Here is a 21755-nt window from a genome sequence, read left to right on the forward strand (position 1 = left end):
CAAATGCCGCAGCTTTTTTTTGGCCTGCCCCCGGACGGGCCCGGGAAGAATCAGGCGTCCATCTGCGCCAGCTTCGCCAGCTTGCGTTCGCTCATGCGCTTTGCCAGGCGCGGGAGGATGAGCACGGCCACCACGATGACGATCAGCACGATCGACATCGGGCGCTGGAAGAACACCGCCGCGCTGCCCTCGCCGATCGACATGGCGTTGCGCAGCTGCGCTTCGGCCAGTGGGCCGAGGATCATGCCGACCACCACGGGAGCGGTCGGGAAGTCGAAGCGGCGCATCACCACGCCCAGGATGCCGATGGCGTACAGCAGGAACAGGTCGAAAGCGCTCTGGCGCATGCCGTAGGCACCCACCGTCGCGAAGATCAGGATGCCGGCGTAGAGCTGGGGCTTCGGAATCTTCAGCAGCTTGACCCACAGGCCCACCATCGGCAGGTTCAGCACCAGCAGCATCACGTTGCCGATGTAGAGCGACGCGATCAGCGCCCACACCAGCGCGGCCGAGGTGGTGAAGAGCTGCGGCCCCGGCTGGATGCCGTAGTTCTGGAACGCACCCAGCAGGATGGCGGTGGTGTTCGAGGTGGGAATGCCCAGCGTGAGCAGCGGGATCAGCGCGGCCGTCACCGTAGCGTTGTTGGCGGCCTCGGGGCCGGCCACGCCTTCGATGGCGCCGCTGGTGCCGAACTCGGCCTTGGCTTCCGCGTCCTTGGCCAGCTTCTTCTCGGTGGCGTAGCTCAGGAAGGTCGGGATCTCCGTGCCGCCGGCCGGAATGCAGCCGAAGGGCGTGCCGATGGCGGTACCGCGCAGCCAGGCAGGAATGGAGCGCTTCCAGTCGCGCTTGGTCATGTGCACGCGGCTGAGCTTGTTCTGGCCCTCGACCACGCGGCCTTCGTACAGCACGGCGTACAGCACCTCGGCCACGGCGAACAGGCCCACGGCCACCAGCACGATCTCGATGCCGTCGAGCAGCTCGGGAATGCCGCCGGTGTAGCGGCCCTGGCCCGAGATCTGGTCGAGGCCGATGCAGCCTGCCGCGAGGCCGACGAACAGCGCCGTCATGCCGCGCAGCGTGCTCTTGCCGAGCACCGCGCTCACGGTGGTGAAGGCCAGCAGCATCAGCAGGAAGTATTCCGGCGGGCCGAGCTTGACGGCGAAGTCGGCCACGAAGGGCGCGAACAGCGTGACGACGACGGTGGCAATGGTGCCGGCCACGAAGGAGCCGATGGCCGCCGTGGCGAGCGCCGCGCCTGCCCGGCCGCTCTTGGCCATCTTGTTGCCCTCCATCGCCGTCACCATGCTGGCGGTCTCGCCGGGCGTGTTCAGCAGGATGGAAGTGGTCGAGCCGCCGTACATGGCGCCGTAGTAGATGCCCGAGAAGAAGATCATCGAGGCCGTGATGTCGACCTTGCCGGTGATCGGCAGCAGCATGGCCACCGCCACCGCAGGGCCGATGCCGGGCAGCACGCCGACGGCCGTGCCCAGCGCACAGCCGACCAGGCACCAGAGGAGATTGACGGGGGTGATGGCGGCTGCGAAGCCGGCCATGAGGGCGTTGAAGATTTCCATGTCAGGCCTCCCGCCGGGCCGCCCCAAGGGAGGCCTGCGCCCCCTCGGGGGGCAGCGAATACACGAAGTGATGAGCGTTGGGGGTCATATCAAATCCACCCGGTGTTGGTGAGGCCAGGCAGGTTGATGGCCAGGAATTGCGTGAACATCCAGAACACCGGGGCGGAGATCACCGCGCCGGTGATGAAGTCGGTCGCCCAGGTCCGCGGCGAATTGACACCGGCCTGCCCGCTCGCGCGGCGCAGCCCCTGCACGGCCAGCAGGTAGCACAGCGTGCAGCTCAGGATGAAGCCCAGCGTGGTGATGAGCGCCGCATTGAGCAGCAGCCCCGCCGACACCCAGATGAAGCCGGGCCAGTAGGCGTGCTCGGCGCCCGAGGGTGCATCGAGCTCGCGGAAGCCGCCGGTGCGCGCCTCCCAGAGGATCCAGGCGCCGCACAGCGTGAGCACCACGGACACCAGCCAGGGCAGGAAATTGGGGCCGACGCCGCCGTAGCCGGCGTCGGAAGAAATGCCGATGGCGCCGAAGGCCAGCGCCACGCCGGTCAGCAGCACGCCGGCGCCGACCAGGGTTTGCGGCCACGTGGCCGCGGGTTGCGGCGGGGCCGAGGAGTCTGGAGTTGTCATTTTTTCTCCCGGGAATGTGGAGCTGGATTTGAAAACGGCACGCTGTCGTCTCTTGCGAGGACAGCGCGCCGTGGGGCGGGCCAGTAGCAGTGCAAGCGCCGCGGGGTCAGACCATGCCGGACTTCGTCATGATGGCCCGCAGGCTCGCGAAGTCGTCGTCGACGAACTTGGCGAAGGCATCGCCCGAGAGCACGGCCGGGGTCCAGTCGTTCTTCTTGAGCGATTCGGCCCACGAGGAGCTCTTCATGGCGGCCAGCACCATGTCGGTCAGTGCCTTGCGCTGCTCGGCCGAGATGCCGGGGGCACCGTAGACGCCGCGCCAGTTGCCGATTTCCACGTCGATGCCCTGCTCCTTCAGCGTGGGCACGTTCACGCCCGGCAGGCGCTGGGCCGAGGTGACGGCGATGGGTTTCATCTTGCCGGCGGCGATGTATTCGGCGAACTCGCTGTAGCCGCTGCCGCCGACGGTGACGTTGCCGCCCAGGATGGCGGCGGTGGCCTCGCCGCCCCCGCGGAAGGCGACGTAGTTGATCTTGGACGGATCGGCGCCGACCTTCTGCGCGATCATGGCCGCGGCGATGTGCTCGGTGGAGCCGCGCGAACCGCCGCCCCACTTGACGCTGCCCGGGTCCTTCTTGAGCTGCTCGACCACGTCCTTCATGGTCTTGAACGGCGAGTTGGCCGGCAGCACGAACACGTTGTATTCGGTGGTCAGGCGCGCGATGGGCGTGGCCTGCGACAGGTTGACCGGCGGCTTGCCGGTGATGATGCCGCCCAGCATGACCGAGCCCATGACCATCAGCGCGTTGGCGTCGCCCTTGGAGCCGTTGACGAACTGGGCCAGGCCCAGCGCGCCGGCAGCGCCGCCCTTGTTGTCGTAGGTGACGGTGTCGGCCACCTTGGCGTCGGTCAGCGCCTTGCCCAGGGCACGGCCGGTGGTGTCCCAGCCGCCGCCCGGGTTGGCCGGGATCATCATCTTGACGTTGGCGGCCGCGCGAGCCGACAGTGGCAGGGCTCCGACGGCGGCCATGGCGGCCAGTGACTTCAGAAAGGTGTCGCGACGCATGCTGGGGTCTCCTGATTGGAAGGAACTTGAAAGGAAGCTGACTTGTAGCTGAGCGCTATCATGCGCCGCCCCGCTGTCAGTTGGCTGTCCGCCAGACTGGGGAAAACACCAAAGTACGCCCTCCCGACGCCAACGTATGAAGCTGCTGCTGGTCGAAGACGACCCCACGATGCAAATCACCCTGCAGCGCACCCTGGGACGCCGCCGCATCGACGTGCGCGTGTGCGGCGACGGCGCCGAGGCCGTCACGCAGTGGCGCGCCATCGAGCCCGACGTGGTCGCCCTCGACCTGAGCCTGCCCAACCTCGACGGCCTGCAGGTGCTGGCCCAGGCCCGCGCCGAGGGCCTGCGCACGCCGGTGCTGCTGCTGACGGCGCGCGGCACGGTGGGCGACCGCATCGTCGGCCTGAACGCCGGCGCCGACGACTACCTGCCCAAGCCCTTCGACCTCGACGAACTGGAAGCCCGCATCCGCGCGCTGCGCCGGCGCAGCCACGGCGTTGCCGGACAGGACGCGGGGCTGAACCCGCAGGAGATCGGTGGGCTGCGCTTCGAGCCCGACAACGGCGCCATCTACAACCGCGCCGAGCTGCTCGAGCTCACCCCGCGCGAACTGGCCCTGCTGAAGGCGCTGATGATGAAGCCCGGCCACGCCGTGACCAAGGAGCGCCTCTTCGAGCTGGTGTTTCCGGGCGAGACCGACGTGCAGTACGAGGCCATCGAGGTGGTGGTGTACCGGCTGCGCAAGAAGCTGGTGGGCACCGGCGCCGTGCTGATGACGATGCGCGGCCTGGGCTACCTGCTGCGACCCGAGGCATGACCCGCATCTCCTCGCTTCGCGCGCGGCTGCTGCTCGGCATCCTCGCGCCGGTGGCGGTGTTCATCGTGATCAACAGCGTGAGCCTGTACCGCCAGAGCCTGGCGGCCGCCACCACGGCCTACGACCGCACGCTGCTGGCGTCGGCCAAGACCATCGGCGAGCAGCTCGACGTCGAGGGCTACGACGACATGGCGCGGCTGCGCGCCATCGTGCCGTACTCCGCGCTGGAGGCCTTCGAGGCCGACAACCGCAGCCGGCTCTTCTACCGGGTCTCGGCGCTCGACGGCGAGATGATCTCGGGCTTTGCCGAGCTGCCCTTCTGGCACGGCCGCATTCCGGACCGGGGTGCGTATTCGGCGCTGGTCGACTTCTACGACGCGCAATTCCGCAACCAGCCGGTGCGCGTGGCGGTGCTGCTGCAGCCGGTGGCCAGCGCCACCGGCCGCGGCATGGCCGTGGTGCAGGTGGCCGAGACGCTGGAGCTGCGCGAAACGCTGGTGCGCAAGCTTCTCATCGACACGCTGTGGCGCCAGCTGCTGCTGATGGGTGTGATCGCGCTGGTCACGGTGTTCGTGGTGCAGCGCGCCACGCGGCCGGTTCGCGAGCTGGGCGAAGCCATCGAGCGGCGCCAGGCCGACGACCTCTCGCCCATCGACGCGCCCGACGCGCCGCGCGAATTGCGCCCGCTGATCGATGCCACCACCCAGGTCATGGGCCGGCTGCAGCGGCTGCTGGACCACCAGAAGCGCTTCGTGCGCGACAGCGCCCACCAGCTGCGAACGCCGCTGGCGGTGCTCAAGGCGCAGGTGCAGTCCGCCCAGCGCGGCGATGTGGCGCCCGGGCAGGCGCTGGACGAGATCAGCGGCACCGTCGAGCGCGCGACCATGCTGGCCAACCAGATGCTGTCGCTCGCCAAGGTGGAACAACTGCGCCAGCAGCCGGAATCGGTGACGCTGGACTTCGGCGAGGTGGCGCGCAACATCGCGCTCGACCTCTCGCCGCTGGTGGCCGACAAGGCGCTCGACTTCGAGCTCGCCATCGACGAGCCCGTGCCGGTGCGCGCCCACCAGTGGATGCTGCAGGAGCTCACGCGCAACCTGCTGCACAACGCGATCAAGCAGAGCCCGCCGGGCGCCGCGCTGTCGGTGGCGGTGCGCCCCGAAGGCGCCGACGCGGTGCTGGTGGTGCGAGACGGCGGCCCCGGCATCTCGCCCGAGCTGCGCCAGCGCCTCTTCGCGCCCTTCGCGGCGGGCAGCACCTCCAGCGGATCGGGGCTGGGGCTGGCGATCTGCCGCGAGATCGTGCTGGCGCTGGGCGGGCGCATCAGCCTGGACAACCGCACCGCCCCCGACGGCAGCGGACGGGTCGTCGGGCTGGACGCCGTCGTGCACCTTCCGCTCGCGTCGCCGCAGAAGGCGCTGTCGCGGCAAAATGCCTGACCTCCACTCCTCGACTTTCATGGACCGTCTGCGCATCGACAAATGGCTCTGGGCCGCCCGCTTCTTCAAGACGCGCTCGCTGGCCGCGGAGGAAATCGGCAAGAACCGCGTGCAGGTGAACGGAGACATCGCCAAGGCCTCGCGCGAAGTGAAGGCGGGCGACACCGTCGCCATGCGAATGGGCCCGCTGACACGGACGGTGACGGTGCGCGGCCTCAGCGGCCAGCGCGGGCCGGCGCCGGTGGCGCAGCAGCTCTATGAAGAAACAGCCGAGAGCCTGGCGGCGCAGGCCGCCTTTCGCGAGATGCGCCGCGCGGGCATCGAGCCGGCCCTGGCCATCGAACAGGGCCGCCCCACCAAGCGCGACCGGCGCGAACTCGACGGCGCGGTGCGCCAGCATGCCGAATGGGACAACCGCTGGAGCGCATCGCTGCCCGCGGACGACGAGGAGTCCTGACCGATCGCTTACGCTGTGGGCTTCGTTGTTCTTCACCACGGAGTCCCGCTACATGGCCAGCTTCAAGAAATACCGCGTAGGCGGCAAGTTCAAGCTCTCCCACATCGACCCCGACGACACACCCTTCTGCGAGGGCGACGAGAACGCGCAGCGCACCGAGCTCGATGCCCTCGCCGTGGAACTCGACGAGCTGCAGGACCTGCTGAACGCCGAGGGCAAGCGCAAGCTGCTGCTGGTGCTGCAGGGCATGGACACCAGCGGCAAGGACGGCACCGTGCGCTGGGTGTTCTCGCGCACCTCGCCGCTGGGCGTGCGCGTGACGGCCTTCAAGGCCCCCACCGTGGACGAACGCGCGCGCGACTACCTCTGGCGCTGCCACGCGGTGGTGCCGCGCACCGGCGAAATCATGGTATGGAACCGCAGCCACTACGAGGACGTGCTGGTGCCCGTGGTCGAGGGATGGATCGACAAGGCCGAGGCGAAGCGCCGCTACGCGCAGATCAACGACTTCGAACGCCTGCTCACCGAAACCGGCACGGTGGTGGTCAAGTGCATGCTGCACATCGACAAGGACGAGCAGCGCGAGCGCCTGCAGGCGCGCATCGACACGCCCGGCAAGCAATGGAAGTTCAGCATGGACGACCTGGAGGTGCGCACCAAGTGGAGCGCCTACCAGCAGGCCTACCAGAACGCGCTGGTCGCCACCTCGACCGATCACGCGCCGTGGCACGTGGTGCCCGCCAACAGCAAGCGTCACCGCAACGTGATGATCGCGCAGCTGCTGGTGAAGACGATGCGGCAGATGAAGCTCAAGCCGCCGCCGCCGGATCCTGCCCTCAAGGGAATGATCGTCAAGTAGGAAGAAAAACGGGCCCGCATCGCGGGCCCGTTTCTTCATCAAGCCGCAGGATTTCAGGACCGGCGCATTGCCGCCTGCGCCAGCACGCGGCACTTGCCGAACTCGCAGCGCACCGCCCAGGTTCCGCCGTTGTCGCAAGGCACGTTGTAGGTTTCGTAGCCGGGGCCCTTGGCCGTGAGCTCGGCGCGCGGCTGCAGGTTGCAGCGGCCGGCCTTGGCCAGCGTTTCGACGTTGTAGGTGTCGACGCCGGTGCGGCGCGGCTTGACGATCACGCCCGGGTCGAAGGTGTTGCCGTAGAAGGTGTCGCGCACGTTCGGGTCGAGGTTGCGGTAGCCGCGCTTGGCCATGCAATGCACGATGGCGATCTGCTGGTGCTCGGCGATCAGCTCCGAACTGGGGCGGCCGTTCCAGTCGATGATGGCCGCGGTGATGCCGGTGTACGAAGCCGCGGCGACGATGCCCTGCCCGTGCACGGTGATCAGGCCCAGGCCCAGCGCGCCCCACATGGCGTCGCCGGTTTCGCTGCGTGCGGTGATGCGGTTGGCGGCGGTGCGGCACTCGGCCACGTCGTTGTCGTAGCGCACCTTGTCCACGCCTTCCATGGCCACCATCGGCACATAGGAGGTGCCCCTGCCCGTTCCGGGTTCGATGGGGGTGGTCGGAGCGCTGGCGCAACCGGCCAGGGCCACGGCGGCAAACGCAATGCTCAGCAACAGCTTCATGCAATCCCTCGTCTTCTTCGCGATAGTTGCGCGGATTTAACCATACATATAGTTACTCTTGAATCGTCTTGTCGTGAATGCACGACGGCCGGCCCCATGGAAGCGGCATGCGACGATGCTTGGCACAGGCACCTCCCACAAATGACGATCCAGACTCCCGGCAAGCTCCTTCTCCCTTTCCTCACCGGCTGCGTGATGGCCATTCACTCCCTCTGTGCCGCGGCACAGACGCCCGCCGACCTGGCCCGCAGGAACGCCTGCATGGCCTGCCACGGCCTGGTGCACAAGCAGGTCGGCCCGGGTTTCGCGCAGATCGCCGAGCGCTATCGAGGCGACGCCGAGGCGGCCGCCCGGCTGGCCGGAAAGATCCGCGACGGCAGCGTGGGCACCTGGGGCCGCGTGATCATGCCCAGGCAGCCCCAGGTCTCGCAGGCCGATGCGCAGCTGCTGTCGCAGTGGATCCTGTCGCAGCCCACACCGCGCTGAGGCCCATCAGGGGGTTCGGCCTCGCCCGATCGGTAACAAAGTGAGAAAATAGGTTACATAAACCTCCACGCCGGCTTCGGCCGCGGCACTTTCCAGCATCCCTTGAACTACCGCCCCGCACCCTTCTTCGCCAATGTGGTGCTCGTTCTCTCGATCGCACTGCTGGGCATCATCGGCGCCTACCTGGTCGGGGCAACCGGCGTGCGGCAGACCGACGCGCTGCTGCACATGACGCACGCCGACTGGCAGGTCGAGGACGCGTCGGGCTACACCGCGCCGCCCCTCAGGCAGGACGGCAGCGCCCTGCCGCACGACTGGAAGAAGGTCGAGCTGCCGCTGGCCCTGCCCATCGCGCTTTTGAGCCAGGCCGAAAACACTTCCACCAGCACCACCCGCACCACCTGGATCAGGCTCGGCACCCGCGGCCTGCCGGCCAGTTCCGGCCCGCTGGCGCTGTACGGCGCGCGCATCAAGACCGACGGCACCATCGCCGTCTATGCCGACGGCCACCTGGTCCACCGCGCGCAGCAGTCGGGCCCGCTGTGGAACAGCACCCGCACGCCGCTGTGGGTGCCGCTCGACGACCGCGGCGCCGCCGGCAACGCCCCGCCCGCCGAGATCCTCCTGCGCCTGGAGCACACGCGCAGCGCCCAGGTGGCGCTGTCCTCGCTGTGGATCGGCCCGGTCGACGCGCTCAGGGGCCGCCACGGCATGCGCCAGTGGCTGCAGCAGGAACTGCCCGCGATGCTGGGCGCGGCCTTCATGGCGGTGGGCGTGTTCGCCCTCTTCGTCTGGTTCAGGCGCCGCGACGAGACCGGCTACCTGCTCTTCTTCAATCTCTCGGCCACTTCCTTCATGCGGGGGCTGCACTTCTACGTGAGCCTGCCGGTGCTCAACGACTGGTTCGCGTGGCTGACCGTCAACTCGCTCTTCTGGCTGGTGATGGTCGTGCACTTCTTCCTGCGCCAGCTGCATGGGCGGCAGCTCGTGTGGCTCACCCGCGGCGTGGTCGCGACGACGGCGGCCATCGGCATCGTCACGATCCCCGGCCTCGCCATCGTGCAGAACACGCCGCAGGTCACGCCGCTGATCTACGCGGTGGCCGCGATGATGGGCACCGCCGTGTGCCTCGTGGGTGGCGTCAGCGCATGGCGCCGCTCCAACGAGGGCCGGCTGGTGGCGGTCGGCATCGGCATCTGCGTGCTGCTCGGCGTGACCGACTGGCTGCTGCAGAACAACTTCATCAGCCCCGAAGGCTGGTACCTCGGCGCGTACACCAACGCCGTCACCTTCAGCGTTTTCGGCGTGCTGATGTACCGCCGCTACGTGCACGCCATCGGCGAAGTCGAGGAGCTCAACGCGAGCCTCGCGCACCGCCTGCAGGCGCGCGAGGCCGAGCTCGAACTCAGCCACCGCCGCCTGCGCGAAGTCGAGCGCCTGCAGACCATCAGCGACGAGCGCCAGCGGCTGATGCAGGACATGCACGACGGCCTGGGCTCCTCTCTGATCAGCGCCATCCGCTCGGTCGAGGGCGGCGGCATGAGCGACGACAGGGTCTCGCAGATCCTCAAGAGCTGCCTGGACGACCTGAAGCTCACGCTCGATTCGCTGGAGCCCATCGAGGCCGACCTGCTCCTGCTGCTGGCCACCCTGCGCTACCGGCTCGAACCACGCCTCGAAGGCACCGGGGTCTCGCTGCGCTGGGAAGTGCAGGAGCTGCCCGCGCTGGAGTGGCTGGACCCGTCGAGCGCGCTGCACATCCTGCGCATCGTGCAGGAGAGCATCTCGAACATCCTTCGCCACACGCGCGCGACCGAGATCCGCGTCGGAACCTCGCTCGACGGCGCGGGCGTGCGCGTGACCATCGAGGACAACGGACAGGGCTTCGACGTAGACAAGGCCATGGCCTCGTCATCGGGCCGGGGCCTGCAGAACCAGCGCCGGCGCGCTCGCTCGATCCACGGCACCGTGAGCTGGGAAGCGCTCTCGACGGGAACGCGCTTCGTGCTGTGGCTGCCGCTGCGGCGGCAGGCTCAGGCGGCCTGACGGACGGCAGCGACTTCCGCGCGCGAGACGATCCCGCGCAGATCCGCTCCGGCGGCCAGAGTGCCCATCACTCCAGCGTGCCGACCACCAAGGCGCGATTCGATGAAGCGCTGCGCGATCGCGCCATCGCTGTGCTTGCACATCTCGCTCGCCTGCAGCGCGAGCGCCATGCGTGTCACGATCGCGCGCGAGTTGCCTTCATCGATCGCACCCGCAGCAAGGTCGTCACGCAGGCTCGCGATGAACTTCGCGTGCGCCGCATTGCCCGCCGCTTCCGGCACCGAGACCTCGTCGAGGAAGACTTCGAGCGAGCCCTTCTCGCGCCCGAGCGCACGCACCACGTCCATGCACATCATGTTCGTCGTGCCTTCCCAGATCGAATTGAGCGGCGCCTCGCGATAGAGGCGCGCGATGGGGTTCTCCATGATGAAGCCGTTGCCGCCATGGACCTGCAGCGCCTCGTAGACGAAGTACGTTGCGCGTTGGCAGTTCCAGTACTTCACCACCGGCGTCGCCACGCGCGCCAGAAGCCGCTCGCGCTCATTCGTCGCCATGCCGTCGGTGGCGCGCGCCACGCGCATCGCCGAGAGCATCGCGGCTTCGCTTTCGATTGCGAGGTCCGCCAGCACATTGGTCTGCATGGGCAGGTCGGCCATGCGGCGGCCGAAGCCGTCGCGCGTCGATGCGTGGCCGATCGCCAGCGTCAGCGCCTGCCGCATCAGGCCGGCCGAGCCGACCGCGAAGTCCAGCCGCGTCAGGTGCGCGTGCGAGAGGATCTCGCGGATGCCTCGGCCCTCTTCGCCGACCAGCATCGCCCAGGTCCTGTTGAACTCGACCTCGCTCGATGCGTTGGAGCGGTTGCCGCACTTGTCCTTCAGGCGCTGCACCGCGACGCGGTTGGCGCTGCCGTCGGGCAAGAAGCGCGGCACGAAGAGGCAGCTCACGCCCGACTTCGTCTGGGCCAGCGTGTAGAAGCCGTCGGAGGTGGGCACCGAGAAGAACCACTTGTGGCCGGTGACGCTGTAGACCTGCACCCCGTTCTTCTCGGTTCCGACGAAGGTGGCAGTGGTCTGCGTCTGGCGCAGGTCGGAACCGCCTTGCTTCTCGGTCATGGCGTAGCCGATCACCGCGCCCGTCTTCTGTGAAAGGGGCACGCGTCGCGGGTCGTACTTGCCGGAGAGCGTCTTCTCTCTCCACTGCGCGAACTCGGGCCTGCCTTCGAAGCCGGCGCACGCGGCGTACGCCATGCCGGTGGGGCAGCCGGTGCCGTTCTCGACCTGGTTCCACAGGTAGCTGAGCACGGCACGCGCGAAGTGACCGGCGCTTTCGCTGGTGGTCCACGCAAGGCCGGGTACGCCATGCGCAAAGGCCAGGCTCATGAGCTGGTGCCATGCGGGATGGAACTCGACCCAGTCGAGCCGGTTGCCGAAGCGGTCGTGCGTGCGCAACTGCGGGTTGTGCTCGTTGGCCAGTCGCGCGAGGTCCTGCACCTGCTCGTCGCCTGCGAGTGCACCGACGGCCGTCGCATGCGGAATGCTCCACGGTGCGTGACGCTCGACGAGCTCCCGTAGCGCCACGTCGCCGGTGAATGCGTTGTGGCCGATGCATGGCTCGGCCTGGTTGAATACCTTGTGCGTTTCGACGCCCGTTTCGACGCCATTGGCGAGCGAAAACTGGAACGCCAGTTCGGTGCTCTCGAGAGGCATGTTCATGAAGATCTCCAATGAGTGGCGGCAAGGTGGCTGCGCCACGGAGCATGGTGAATCATTCCTCGCCGTTCGTGAATCTGATCTTTCCCGGGCCCTTTCGTGAGCCGCCGAATGGCACAGCCTTTGCTTGACCGGGACGTCGAGGCCGGAGGCTTCCCGCTTCCACCAAGATCGCGCTGTAATCACCGGAACAAGGCGGCCTTGCTCACCATTCAGGTGCCATCGATCGGCTGGACGACGCTGGATGGATGCGTGGCAATCGCCGATGCAAACGGAGGTTTTCGTTGGCCAAGCTGGACCCTCTGAACACGTCGCGCTACTGGCATGCGCCCGGCCTGCCGGGCATGGACATGCTGCACGCGGACTTCACCACGCACGAGTACGCGCCTCACGTGCACCACTCCTTCGTGATCGCCGTCACCGAAGTCGGCGGCGCGGAGTTCAAGAGCCGCGGCCGCACCGGCGCGGCACACCAGCAGGCGCTGCTGGTCTTCAACCCGGCCGAGCCGCACTCGGGGCGCATGGGCGGCAGCCCGCGATGGCGCTACCGCTCCTTCTACCTGGCCGACCCGGGCATCCGGCACCTGATGACGACGCTGGGCATGGACCAGGCCCGCTACTTCGACTCGAACGTCTATTGCGACGAGGAACTGATCGGCTGCTTCCTCGAACTGCATCGCGCCTTCGATGAGGACGGCGGCCAGTGCGATCCGCTGCGGCAGCAGGAGCTCTTCGTGCACACCTTCGGCACGCTCTTCCAGCGGCATGCGCAGCAGGGGCACCGCGTGCTGCCGGTGCCCGCCGACACCAGCGTGCTCGCGCCTGTGCTGGAGTTGCTGCGCGATGCCTTCGCCGAACGGCTGACGCTGGAAGCGATGGCCGAGGCCGCGGACCTCACGCCCTTCCAGCTGATCGGCGCGTTCAACCGCGCGATCGGCCTGACGCCGCACATGTACCTCACGCAGCTGCGGCTCAGGGCGGCGATCAGCCATCTCACCGCGGGCAGGCCGCTCATCGAGGCCGCCGTGGCGAGCGGCTTCTACGACCAGAGCGCCCTCACCCGGCATTTCAAGCGCACCTTCGGGATGACGCCGCTCCAGTACGTCCGCGCACGGATCAACTGACGCGCCGGCGCTCTTTCCGGGCGCTTCTTTCCGCATCTTTTTTCTCGCCGGCTCGCGCGGAATGCACCGCGCGGGGCCGGCTTTGCCGCGTGCGCGCCGCAATAGAAACCTTCTTCTGAATTCGGCCGAATCTCTTTTTGCCGCAATCACCCGGCGCCGCAATTTTTACCAATACGGCCTTCTGCACGCTGTCTATCGTGCAACCAAATGGCCTCGGCTATGGCGAAGTAATCAGTTGGTTTTCAATGGCGTTTAACAAACAGGTGCCCCATGCAAAACGTTGATCGCGGTATTACTGGCTCTTCCCTCGCAGGCTCCGCAATCCTGCTCGAAATCGGTGCGGAGTACGGAGTCATCGAATTTCTCCAGAATTCGGAGGTCGTGGACGCCGCGGCGGCGTCGCGATCCTGCGGAATAAAGGAGTCGGTGATCTCCGCCTATCTCGACTCCCTGAGCAAGGCGGGAATCATCGAAGTGCTGAGCCCCGCGGCTCCTGCCACCTACAAGGTCGGCAGCAACTTCGAGGAGCTGATCAACGAGGTCGGCTACCTCTCGTGGGCACTGCGCGCCTGCGCGCCCCTGATCAACAACGCGAAGGAGTTCTCGGAGCACAACGAGGAGGCGCAGGCCAAGTACCCGCGCAGCGGCGGGCTGGTGGCGCGCACCTCGAAGTGGATGGGCGAGAAGTCCTTCTATCCGCAGCCCGAGAACGCCATCGTCGCGATGGCACCAAGGAAAATCGTGGATCTTGGATCGGGCTCCGGCGGCTTCCTGATCCGCATGCTGCGCAAGATCCCGGGCTCCACCGGCGTGGGCATCGACCTGAGCGCATCGGCCACCGAGCAGGCCGTGAACGCGGCCTCCGAGGCCGGCATGAGCGACCGGCTCCAGTTCGTGACGGCCCCCATCCAGGTGCTGGTGGAAGACGCGTCGCTGATCAAGGACGCCGACATCATCCACGCGGGCTTCGTGATGCACGACCTTCTTCCGGCGGAAGAGGAAACGCTCGACGCATTGCTGCGCGCCTGCTGCACCCACGCGATCAAGGGCACGCTGATCATCGTCGACGCAATTCCGGTGGCCCAGTCGAATTGGGAAAAGCCGTTCGCCGCGGCATTCAACCACCTGCACAACCATTTCATGTCCAGAAGGCTCCTGAGCGAGGAGGAATGGACCGAAAAGCTTTTCCGCGCGGGATTCTCGAACGTGCGGATCGAGGTACTCGACCACCCTGGAGGGCGCATGTTGATGGCAAGCAAGTAAGCACACCACCGTTAATCGAATTCTCCCCTTGGCATTTTTTTCAACCCACTGTGATTAGGAGCAAGAAATGAGCGTAACCATTTCCGATCTGGTTGATAGAGTCAAAAGTCACCGGTGCTATTCACACCCGATTTTCAAGAATTGGGCAAGGGTGGAACCGGAACCGCCCGTCGTCGGTGCCCTGTTCCACCAGATCCAGAGCTTCTGCGCCTCGACGCGTCCGGGCTGGAGTTTTCCCGACGCGCTGAAGAAGCACGGCCTGCACAAGCAGAGCGAGTTGCTCGAGGAGATCGTCGAGAGCGAATCGGGCCACGGCCCCGAACTCGCGACGATGGCGGGCTTCATCGTCAACCAGTCGGCCGAGGCGCCGGTGTTCGCCGACCTCTACAACCAGGAGAAGGTCGAGGCGAAGCTCAAGGCCTTCTCCGACCAGTTGCTCGGCTCCCTGCCCGGCTACGACATGGAGACCGGCCTGACCACGCAGGTGCGCAAGGCCATCGGCGTTTTCGATCACCGCAAGCTGACGGACATCGAGAACACCTACCGCAACCTGGGCACCACGCTGGCGCTCGAAATGATCTCCAACCAGCAGCTGATTCCGGGCGAGAAGTACTGCCTGGTCGACAGCGGCATCTACAACGCCGATCTGGAGAAGCCCGAGATGCACTACCTGCTGGAACACTGGGGTGAAGTCGGCGCCGAACAGCATCACGAGCAGAACGCGCGCACCGCGGTCGAGCTGGCGCTGAAGACGGAATACGCCCACCTCGTCATCGAAGGCGCGGACGACTTCCTCGACTCGCTGACCGGCCTGTGGGACGTGCTGGACGCGGCGCTGCTGCAATCCGGCGTCGCGACGCAGAAGAAGGTCGCCTACGTCTGACGGCACGAGCGGCCGAGCCTCCACGGGAACGCCAGATGGTCGCCTATCTGATCGGCCGGATGTCCATCGTGAATCCGGACCAGTACAACCAATACAAGCAACTCACGCCCGGCATCGTCGAGAAGTTCGGCGGCAGGTTCCTGACGCGGGGAGGCGAGCGCATGCACCTGGAAGGCGCTCACGACGACAGGCGAGTGGTTCTCGTGGAGTTCAAGACCGCGGACGCGGCGAGGAAGTTCTACGAGTCGCCCGAATACACCCACGCAAGAGGGTTGCGAAAGGACGCCGCGGTCGACATGCAGCTCATGGTGATCGAGGGGTTCGAGGAGCCGCCGGCCTAGCCTGGCAGATCTTCGGCACCACGTCCTCTTCCTGAAGATTCATTCACAACAAATCACCCGATACGACCGATGGAGACTCGGTCGTGTCATACCGAACATGACGACAACCATTGCCCTGCCGGCTGCTTCGAAGAGCAGCTTCTTCTCATTCGTCGCGCTACTACTGGGCGCGGCGGCGTTGGCGCTGGGCGGCGTTTTCCTGCGCCACAGCGAGCTACCGCCGACCGCGAGCGCCGTCTACCGGGTTGCGCTGGCGATCCCGATCTTCTTCCTGCTCGACATGCTCGCGGCGAGGTCCGAGCCGGTACCCGCGGGGGCGCAGCAAGCCGGCCAGCAACCCACGCCGCGCATTCCCTTCAAGCTCATCCTCGTTGGCTTCATCTTCTCGGGCAACCTCGCGCTCTATCACTGGTCGATGACGCTGACCACGCTGGCCAACTCCAACCTGCTCGCGAATCTCGCTCCCATCTTCGTGGTGCTCGGCTCCAACATCTTTCTCGGAAAGAGGTTCAAGCGGGGCTTCCTGTTCGGCATGCTGTTCGCGCTGACCGGCGCGTTCATCCTCATAGGCCACCGGCTCGACTTCGGCTCTAACTACATGGCCGGCAACCTGCTCGGCCTGCTGACCGCCGTGTTCTACGGCTCCTACCTGCTGGCGGTGAGCCTCGTGCGCTCCAACTACCGCACCATGACCGTCATGGCCTGGAGCAGCGTGGGCACGTTCATCATCCTTTTGCCGATCACGCTGCTGCGCGGCGAGTCGCTGGTGCCGCACACGATGCATGGCGTGCTGATGCTGGTGGCGCTGGCGGTGGTGTCGCACGTGGGCGGCCAGGGCCTCATCGCCTATGCGCTGGCCAAGCTGCCGGCGGCCATGTCGTCGATCACTCTGCTGATACAGCCCGTCATCGCGACCGTGTTCGGTGCGTACCTGTTCCACGAGTACCTGAGCGCCACCGAATTCGTCGGGGCCGTGGTCATCCTGGCCGGCATCGTGACGGCCAGGCGCTTCTCCTGAGCAAGAAGCAACCCGCAAGAAATCAAGCATCCCGCACAACCCGAGGAATACATGTCTCCGTATCTCTGCCACATCGAACCCGAGCGCTTCGAATTCGAGGCCGACGTCATCGCGCGCCGGCCGAATGCAGTTCTTCTCGACAAGTCCTACTTCTATCCGGGCGGCGGCGGACAGCTGGCGGACCGCGGCGTGCTGCATTGGAACGGCAGCCAGCTCAGGATCGACCGCATCGAGATGGAGGGCAGGAACGCCTGGCACTACTTCGACGAGGCGGACATCGGCAAGGTGCCGGGCGACAAGGTCATCGCCAGCGTCGACCAGGATTTCCGCTCGATGATGTGCCAGCTGCACACCGGCCTGCACATCCTGAACGCCCTCGTCTACCAGCGCTTCGAAGGCTCCCTGGTCACCGGCGTGCAGATGGCGGCCGACGGCACGGCCCGCATCGACTTCGACCTGCCCACGGTCGACAACAACGAGCTGCGCAAGCTCGAGCCCGAACTCAACAGCCTGATCTCCGACGGCCTGCAGGTGAACGCGGTGTATCTCGATTCGGCCGCGCTCGCGCGCGAGCCCGGCGTGCTGCGCAGCCGCTCGGTCGCGCCGCCGGCCCAGGACGACGGCACCACCCGCATCATCGAGATCGTGGGCCTCGACCGGCAGGCCTGCGGCGGCACCCATCTCTCGAAGACTTCGCAGTCGGCGCCGCTTCGCATCATGAAGATCGAGAACAAGGGGCAGCACAACCGGAGGATCCGGATCGGACTGGTCAAGTAGACCGATCCAGCACACCGAGGAAGGCAAGACATGACGGTCGAAGCGGCTCTTCCACGTCCCTTGCCCGAGGGCTTCCTGCCTTCCGGCTGCAGCTATGCGCAGCAGGACTGGCCCGTGCTCGCGCGGCAGTGGTTTCCGCTCGTGCGCGCCGACGATCCGCTTGCGAAGCCGAGGCAGGTCGTGCTGCTGAACCTGCGGCTCGCCGTCTACCGCATGCCCGACGGCATGCGCATCGGCCGCGACATGTGCCCGCACCGCGGGCTGCCGCTGAGCAGCGGGCGCATCGAGGGAGAAGAGCTGGTCTGCGCCTACCACGGCCTGCGCTTCGGCTCCGATGGGCAATGCCGGCTGGTGCCGGAGAAGCTCGCGCCCAAGACGGCGGATTGCTTCAGGATCACGGCGTTTCCGGCGGTCGAGCGGCATGGGCTTATCTGGACCTGCCTGATTCCCGAGGACGAGACCTGGATGCCTTCCATTCCCTCTTCGGAGGGGACATCACCGCTGGATGGCGCGGTATCTATCTTCAAACTTTCAATCGAACCTCTGGGCGATTCACAGAAAGAGCTCGCGCTTAACGAGCTGCACAGACTTCTCAAGGAGATGGCCTTCGGCGGAATTCCGGACGCCCTTCTCTCCTCTGGCGCCTGAATTTTCTCCGCCAGAAATTTTCGCCAATATCACGGCGACTCTTCCTGTCATGCTTGACCTCAAAGCGAGGCCAACACATGACGCAATCATTCCGCCAGGCAAGCACTGAAGTCCTGCCGCTATGCGGCTCGCAGCCCGATGTCCGTCCGGTGGAGCTGCTTCTATACCTGCGCCGCCTGCTGCTGTACCTAACTTCCTCTTGCAGGCATTGACAAGGCGGCCTTCCACAGTTCGAAGCAGCTCCGCACTCGTTCACCCGAACTCGAAAAAAGAACCAGATGACAGTCTTCTCCACCGAGTCTTTCGCGGACCACGAACAGGTCGTCTTCATATCCGATGACCGGGTCGGGCTCCGGGCCATCATCGCCGTCCACAGCACCAAGCTCGGCCCCGCGCTGGGCGGCTGCCGGATGTATCCGTACGCCGACGAGGCTTCCGCCCTGCGCGATGTGCTCCGGCTCTCGCGCGGCATGACCTTCAAGGCCGCTGCCGCGGGGCTGGGCCTGGGCGGCGGCAAGTCGGTGATCCTCGGCGATCCGCGCAAGAGCAAGACGCCCGACCTGCTGCGGGCGATGGGCGTGGCGGTCAACCGCCTGGGCGGGCGCTACATCACGGCCGAAGATGTCGGCACCACGGTCGACGACTTCGCCTGGGTACGGCAGAGCACGCGGCATGTGGTCGGCCTGCCGGAGGCACTGGGCGGCACCGGCGACCCATCGCCGACCACGGCGCTGGGGGTCTACCACGGCATCGTGGCCGGCGTCGCGCACCGGCTGGGCCGCGACCTGCGCGGGCTGACGGTGGCCGTGCAGGGCCTGGGCAACGTCGGCTGGAGCCTGTGCCGGCTGCTCGCCGAGGCAGGAGCGCACCTGGTGGTGTGCGACATCGATCCGGTACTCGCGGGCAAGGCCGCAGCCGAGTTCGGCGCCAAGATCGTCGAGCCCGACGCGATCTACGCCGTGCACGCCGAGGTGTTCGCTCCCTGCGCGATGGGCGCCGTCGTCAACGACAAGACACTGCCGCAGATGCGCTTTCGCGTGATCGCGGGCGGCGCCAACAACCAGCTCGCGCGCGACGAGCACGGCCGGCAGCTGCGCGAGAGGGAGATCCTCTACGCGCCGGATTTCGTCATCAACGCGGGCGGCCTGATCCGCGTGGCGTCGGAGCACGAAGGCTTCAACCGCGCGAAGGTCGATTCGCAGGTGGGAGGCATCGGTGCCACGCTGCGCCGCATCTTCGAGCTGGCCGACCGCGAGGGTACGCCGACCCAGTCGGCCGCGATGCGGCTCGTGCAGGAGCGGCTGGGCGGCAGCGGCAAGCCGGGCGGCACCGCCACAGGCACCGGCAACACAAACGAGCGGCCCCTTGCCGAGCGCGTCGCATGAACACCATCGACATCCTGCGCGCCCTGGTGGCATTCGACACGACCTCGCATCGTTCCAACCTCGAGCTGATCCACTGGATCGCCGACTACCTCGCGGGGCACGGCGTGAAGGTGCAGCTCGTGCACAGCGAAGACAGGCGCAAGGCCAACCTGCTGGCCAGCATCGGCCCCGACACCGCCGGCGGCATGGTGCTCTCGGGGCACAGCGACGTGGTGCCCGTGACCGGCCAGAACTGGAGCGCCAGCCCCTTCACGCTGGTCGAGCGCAACGGCCGCCTGCACGGGCGCGGCGCGGCGGACATGAAGGGCTTCATCGCCGCGTGCCTGTCGGCCGTGCCCTCGTGGCGGCGGCAGCCGCTGCGCCGGCCGATCCACCTGGCCTTTTCCTATGACGAGGAGATCGGCTGCCTGGGCGTTCCGCAGTTGGTGGAGCGACTGAAGGCGCAGGTGGAAGAACCCGCGCTGGCCATCGTCGGCGAGCCGACCGAGATGCGCGTCGGCGTGCGGCATCGCGGCTTCTTCGGGCACCGTGCGCTCTTCACCGGGCTGCCCGCGCATTCGAGCGACCCGTCGCTGGGCGCCAGCGCGATCGAGCCCGCGGCCTATCTCGTCACCCGGCTCGCCGGGCTTCGGCGCAACCTTGCGGGGCGCGGCGGCGAGGCCACCATCAACATCGGCCAGATCAACGGCGGCACCGCGATCAACATCGTGCCGGGCTGCTGCGAGGTGCTGTGGGAGTTCCGGCCGCAGGACGAGGCCACGGCCCGGCTCGTGCGCGACGCGGTCCGCGATGCGCTGGCCGACCTCCCCGCCGGCGTGACCGTCGAAGCCAGCCAGGTTGCCGGCGTGCCGGCGCTTTCGGCGCGCGACAACGACACGGCCGTCTCCGTGGCACGCGAACTCGGCGCGCTCTGGCCCGAGGCGGAACTGCCCTTCGGCACCGAGGCCGGCTTCTTCCAGCAGGTCGGCATTTCGACGGTGGTCTGCGGCCCCGGCTCCATCGCGCAGGCGCACCAGCCCGACGAATGGATCGCCGCAAGCCAGCTGCAGGCGGCCGACCGCTTCATGCAATCGGCCGGCGCTTGGGCCCTTTCCAGGTCCGCCACCCGTTCAACGACTCCAACTCTCAAGACAGCATGAAAAACATTGACGCTGCCGCGCTGGCGGACGCCACGAGCAACCTCGCTCCCCTTTCCTCTTCCCACGAAGTTCCCGTGCAGGCCGTACGAACACAGGATGCGACGCGCCGCACAATCCTCGCCGCCGTCATCGGCAACACGCTGGAGTGGTTCGACTTCGCGGTCTACGGCTTCTTCGCGCTCACGATCTCGCGCCTCTTCTTTCCCACAGGCGACGAGACCTCCTCGCTTCTGCTGACAGTAGCGACCTTCGGCGTGGGTTTCGTGATGCGGCCGGTCGGTGCGGTGGTCCTGGGCGCGCTCGGCGACTCGCGCGGGCGCAAGGCGGCGCTGTCCACCACGATCATGCTGATGGCGCTGGGCACGGCCATGATCGGCTTTGCGCCGACGTATGCCGACGCGGGCCTCTGGGCGCCCGCCTGGATCGTGCTGGCGCGGCTGATACAGGGCTTCTCCGCCGGCGGCGAGGTCGGCGGCGCGACGGCCTTCCTGGTCGAGCACGCGCCCAAGGGCCGACGAGGCTACTTCGCGAGCTGGCAGCAGGCGAGCCAGGCCGGCGCGCTGCTGCTGGGTTCGGTCTTCGGCGCGACGCTGACCGATGTGCTCACGCCGGAGCAGCTCCAGGCGTGGGGGTGGCGAGTGCCCTTCCTGTTCGGGCTGATCATCGGGCCGGTGGGCTGGTACATCCGCACCCGCACGCAGGAGCCCGAGAGCTTCCGGCAGGCCACGGCGGCCGGCCGGCAGGCGTCGCCCCTCAGGCAGGCGCTGGGGTCCTATCGCAGGGAAATCATCGCCGGCTTCGGCGTGACCATCGTGTGGACGGTGTGCACGTATTTCTTCCTGGTCTACATGCCGACGTATGCGGTGCGCACGCTGAAGCTGCCGCAGAGCGTGTCGCTGTGGGCCAATGGCGCGGGGCTGATGGTGCTGGTGGTGCTGGCGCCCTTCTTCGGCGCGCTGTCGGATCGCGTCGGGCGCAGGCCGCTGTTGATCGGCTTCGCCACCGCGATCCTGGTGCTGGCCTATCCAGCGCTGTGGCTTCTCACGGCCGTGCCCAACCCGTCGACGCTGACCATCGTGCTGCTGGTCTTCGCGGTGCTGATCGCCGGCTTCACCGGGCCCGCGCCCGCCGCCATGGCCGAGCTCTATCCGCCGCAGGTGCGGTCCACGGGTCTTTCCATTGCCTACAACTTCGCTGTCACGATCTTCGGGGGCTTCGCGCCCTTCATTGCAACGGCGCTGATCGCGCGGACGGGGAATCCGCTCGCTCCCGCCTGGTACGTGGTGTTCGCGGCGGCGGCCAGCCTCGTCGCGCTGCTGGCGGCCGGCTCGGCCTTGCGCAACAGGGACTGACCGACAACAACGCAACCGACC

22 protein-coding genes are annotated in these 21755 nt (G+C 67.2%); 16 read left to right on the forward strand and 6 right to left on the reverse strand.

Annotated features, from left to right (window positions below):
* Window positions 1-50 precede the first annotated feature (50 nt).
* From ABL838_RS17375 to ABL838_RS17385, 3 genes are all read right to left on the reverse strand, one after another.
* Window positions 51-1574: a tripartite tricarboxylate transporter permease gene (locus ABL838_RS17375; RefSeq protein ID WP_126023886.1), complete on the reverse strand. Its 1524-nt coding sequence runs from the start codon at window positions 1572-1574 to the stop codon at window positions 51-53.
* Between the two features lie 89 nt (window positions 1575-1663).
* A complete protein-coding gene (locus ABL838_RS17380; protein ID WP_184637372.1) occupies window positions 1664-2200 on the reverse strand; it encodes a tripartite tricarboxylate transporter TctB family protein in 537 nt (178 codons plus the stop codon).
* A 106-nt stretch (window positions 2201-2306) separates the two neighbouring features.
* A complete protein-coding gene (locus ABL838_RS17385) occupies window positions 2307-3266 on the reverse strand; it encodes a Bug family tripartite tricarboxylate transporter substrate binding protein (RefSeq protein WP_126023884.1) in 960 nt (319 codons plus the stop codon).
* Between the two features lie 136 nt (window positions 3267-3402).
* Between ABL838_RS17385 and ABL838_RS17390 the strand changes: the two genes are divergently transcribed.
* Genes ABL838_RS17390 through ABL838_RS17405 form a run of 4 tightly spaced genes read left to right on the forward strand, consistent with a single transcriptional unit; the run spans window position 3403 to window position 6841 of the window.
* On the forward strand, window positions 3403-4086 hold the full coding sequence (locus ABL838_RS17390) for a response regulator transcription factor (RefSeq protein ID WP_126023883.1): 684 nt from the start codon (window positions 3403-3405) through the stop codon (window positions 4084-4086).
* Window positions 4083-5525 carry a sensor histidine kinase gene (locus tag ABL838_RS17395; RefSeq protein ID WP_418121273.1) on the forward strand — a complete coding sequence of 481 codons (1443 nt, stop codon included), beginning with the start codon at window positions 4083-4085 and terminating at the stop codon, window positions 5523-5525. The genes ABL838_RS17390 and ABL838_RS17395 overlap by 4 nt, the downstream gene beginning before the upstream one ends.
* A 19-nt stretch (window positions 5526-5544) precedes the next feature.
* A complete protein-coding gene (locus tag ABL838_RS17400; protein WP_126023881.1) occupies window positions 5545-5982 on the forward strand; it encodes an RNA-binding S4 domain-containing protein in 438 nt (145 codons plus the stop codon).
* Between the two features lie 52 nt (window positions 5983-6034).
* Window positions 6035-6841 carry a PPK2 family polyphosphate kinase gene (locus ABL838_RS17405; RefSeq protein WP_126023880.1) on the forward strand — a complete coding sequence of 269 codons (807 nt, stop codon included), beginning with the start codon at window positions 6035-6037 and terminating at the stop codon, window positions 6839-6841.
* A gap of 53 nt (window positions 6842-6894) precedes the next feature.
* Here ABL838_RS17405 and ABL838_RS17410 read toward each other — a convergent pair whose 3' ends face one another.
* Entirely contained in the window at window positions 6895-7563 is a 669-nt protein-coding gene (locus tag ABL838_RS17410; protein WP_418121274.1) for a hypothetical protein, read from the reverse strand.
* 141 nt (window positions 7564-7704) lie between these two features.
* Here ABL838_RS17410 and ABL838_RS17415 point away from each other — a divergent pair, with 141 nt between their 5' ends.
* Window positions 7705-8049: a c-type cytochrome gene (locus ABL838_RS17415; RefSeq protein WP_126023878.1), complete on the forward strand. Its 345-nt coding sequence runs from the start codon at window positions 7705-7707 to the stop codon at window positions 8047-8049.
* Window positions 8050-8151: 102 nt separating this feature from the next.
* The gene (locus ABL838_RS17420) at window positions 8152-10095 is read left to right on the forward strand and encodes an ATP-binding protein (RefSeq protein WP_418121275.1); all 1944 of its coding nucleotides are present in this window, start codon (window positions 8152-8154) and stop codon (window positions 10093-10095) included.
* Here ABL838_RS17420 and ABL838_RS17425 read toward each other — a convergent pair.
* Window positions 10083-11807, reverse strand: a complete 1725-nt coding sequence (locus tag ABL838_RS17425) for an acyl-CoA dehydrogenase family protein (protein WP_418121276.1) — start codon at window positions 11805-11807, stop codon at window positions 10083-10085. The two genes, ABL838_RS17420 and ABL838_RS17425, sit on opposite strands and share 13 nt — an antisense overlap.
* Window positions 11808-12088: 281 nt before the next feature.
* Here ABL838_RS17425 and ABL838_RS17430 point away from each other — a divergent pair, with 281 nt between their 5' ends.
* The gene (locus ABL838_RS17430; protein ID WP_126023875.1) at window positions 12089-12928 is read left to right on the forward strand and encodes an AraC family transcriptional regulator; all 840 of its coding nucleotides are present in this window, start codon (window positions 12089-12091) and stop codon (window positions 12926-12928) included.
* On the opposite strand, the gene ABL838_RS17435 is transcribed toward ABL838_RS17430, so the two are convergent.
* Window positions 12921-13115, reverse strand: coding sequence for a hypothetical protein (locus ABL838_RS17435; RefSeq protein WP_418116681.1), 195 nt, complete (start codon window positions 13113-13115; stop codon window positions 12921-12923). The two genes, ABL838_RS17430 and ABL838_RS17435, sit on opposite strands and share 8 nt — an antisense overlap.
* Before the next feature lie 83 nt (window positions 13116-13198).
* On the opposite strand from ABL838_RS17435, the gene ABL838_RS17440 reads away from it, so the two are divergent.
* The 9 genes from ABL838_RS17440 to ABL838_RS17480 all read left to right on the forward strand — a co-directional run bounded on the left by ABL838_RS17440 (window position 13199) and on the right by ABL838_RS17480 (window position 21734).
* On the forward strand, window positions 13199-14191 hold the full coding sequence (locus ABL838_RS17440; protein ID WP_418121277.1) for a class I SAM-dependent methyltransferase: 993 nt from the start codon (window positions 13199-13201) through the stop codon (window positions 14189-14191).
* Between the two features lie 67 nt (window positions 14192-14258).
* Window positions 14259-15074, forward strand: a complete 816-nt coding sequence (locus ABL838_RS17445) for a hypothetical protein (protein WP_126023873.1) — start codon at window positions 14259-14261, stop codon at window positions 15072-15074.
* Between the two features lie 35 nt (window positions 15075-15109).
* Window positions 15110-15415, forward strand: coding sequence for a DUF1330 domain-containing protein (locus tag ABL838_RS17450; RefSeq protein WP_126023872.1), 306 nt, complete (start codon window positions 15110-15112; stop codon window positions 15413-15415).
* 97 nt (window positions 15416-15512) lie between these two features.
* Window positions 15513-16433, forward strand: a complete 921-nt coding sequence (locus ABL838_RS17455) for a DMT family transporter (RefSeq protein ID WP_126023871.1) — start codon at window positions 15513-15515, stop codon at window positions 16431-16433.
* 51 nt (window positions 16434-16484) lie between these two features.
* A complete protein-coding gene (locus ABL838_RS17460; protein WP_418121278.1) occupies window positions 16485-17210 on the forward strand; it encodes an alanyl-tRNA editing protein in 726 nt (241 codons plus the stop codon).
* A gap of 30 nt (window positions 17211-17240) precedes the next feature.
* Entirely contained in the window at window positions 17241-17858 is a 618-nt protein-coding gene (locus ABL838_RS17465) for a Rieske 2Fe-2S domain-containing protein (protein ID WP_418121280.1), read from the forward strand.
* 278 nt (window positions 17859-18136) lie between these two features.
* Entirely contained in the window at window positions 18137-19243 is a 1107-nt protein-coding gene (locus ABL838_RS17470) for a Leu/Phe/Val dehydrogenase (RefSeq protein WP_418121282.1), read from the forward strand.
* Window positions 19240-20382 carry an acetylornithine deacetylase gene (argE, locus tag ABL838_RS17475; protein WP_184637353.1) on the forward strand — a complete coding sequence of 381 codons (1143 nt, stop codon included), beginning with the start codon at window positions 19240-19242 and terminating at the stop codon, window positions 20380-20382. The genes ABL838_RS17470 and argE overlap by 4 nt, the downstream gene beginning before the upstream one ends.
* On the forward strand, window positions 20379-21734 hold the full coding sequence (locus ABL838_RS17480) for an MFS transporter (RefSeq protein ID WP_418121284.1): 1356 nt from the start codon (window positions 20379-20381) through the stop codon (window positions 21732-21734). The genes argE and ABL838_RS17480 overlap by 4 nt, the downstream gene beginning before the upstream one ends.
* Window positions 21735-21755 lie beyond the last annotated feature (21 nt).

Source organism: Variovorax sp. 160MFSha2.1, assembly GCF_048305075.1.
Taxonomy (GTDB): domain Bacteria; phylum Pseudomonadota; class Gammaproteobacteria; order Burkholderiales; family Burkholderiaceae_C; genus Variovorax; species Variovorax guangxiensis.

Bases quoted from the DNA above. Each gene is read 5' to 3' on its own strand.
- ABL838_RS17375 (WP_126023886.1), bottom strand. From the start codon at position 1,574: ATGGAAATCTTCAACGCCCTCATGGCCGGCTTCGCAGCCGCCATCACC.
- ABL838_RS17380 (WP_184637372.1), bottom strand. From the start codon at position 2,200: ATGACAACTCCAGACTCCTCGGCCCCGCCGCAACCCGCGGCCACGTGG.
- ABL838_RS17385 (WP_126023884.1), bottom strand. From the start codon at position 3,266: ATGCGTCGCGACACCTTTCTGAAGTCACTGGCCGCCATGGCCGCCGTC.
- ABL838_RS17390 (WP_126023883.1), top strand. From the start codon at position 3,403: ATGAAGCTGCTGCTGGTCGAAGACGACCCCACGATGCAAATCACCCTG.
- ABL838_RS17395 (WP_418121273.1), top strand. From the start codon at position 4,083: ATGACCCGCATCTCCTCGCTTCGCGCGCGGCTGCTGCTCGGCATCCTC.
- ABL838_RS17400 (WP_126023881.1), top strand. From the start codon at position 5,545: ATGGACCGTCTGCGCATCGACAAATGGCTCTGGGCCGCCCGCTTCTTC.
- ABL838_RS17405 (WP_126023880.1), top strand. From the start codon at position 6,035: ATGGCCAGCTTCAAGAAATACCGCGTAGGCGGCAAGTTCAAGCTCTCC.
- ABL838_RS17410 (WP_418121274.1), bottom strand. From the start codon at position 7,563: ATGAAGCTGTTGCTGAGCATTGCGTTTGCCGCCGTGGCCCTGGCCGGT.
- ABL838_RS17415 (WP_126023878.1), top strand. From the start codon at position 7,705: ATGACGATCCAGACTCCCGGCAAGCTCCTTCTCCCTTTCCTCACCGGC.
- ABL838_RS17425 (WP_418121276.1), bottom strand. From the start codon at position 11,807: ATGAACATGCCTCTCGAGAGCACCGAACTGGCGTTCCAGTTTTCGCTC.
- ABL838_RS17440 (WP_418121277.1), top strand. From the start codon at position 13,199: ATGCAAAACGTTGATCGCGGTATTACTGGCTCTTCCCTCGCAGGCTCC.
- ABL838_RS17445 (WP_126023873.1), top strand. From the start codon at position 14,259: ATGAGCGTAACCATTTCCGATCTGGTTGATAGAGTCAAAAGTCACCGG.
- ABL838_RS17450 (WP_126023872.1), top strand. From the start codon at position 15,110: ATGGTCGCCTATCTGATCGGCCGGATGTCCATCGTGAATCCGGACCAG.
- ABL838_RS17455 (WP_126023871.1), top strand. From the start codon at position 15,513: ATGACGACAACCATTGCCCTGCCGGCTGCTTCGAAGAGCAGCTTCTTC.
- ABL838_RS17460 (WP_418121278.1), top strand. From the start codon at position 16,485: ATGTCTCCGTATCTCTGCCACATCGAACCCGAGCGCTTCGAATTCGAG.
- ABL838_RS17465 (WP_418121280.1), top strand. From the start codon at position 17,241: ATGACGGTCGAAGCGGCTCTTCCACGTCCCTTGCCCGAGGGCTTCCTG.
- ABL838_RS17470 (WP_418121282.1), top strand. From the start codon at position 18,137: ATGACAGTCTTCTCCACCGAGTCTTTCGCGGACCACGAACAGGTCGTC.
- argE (WP_184637353.1), top strand. From the start codon at position 19,240: ATGAACACCATCGACATCCTGCGCGCCCTGGTGGCATTCGACACGACC.
- ABL838_RS17480 (WP_418121284.1), top strand. From the start codon at position 20,379: ATGAAAAACATTGACGCTGCCGCGCTGGCGGACGCCACGAGCAACCTC.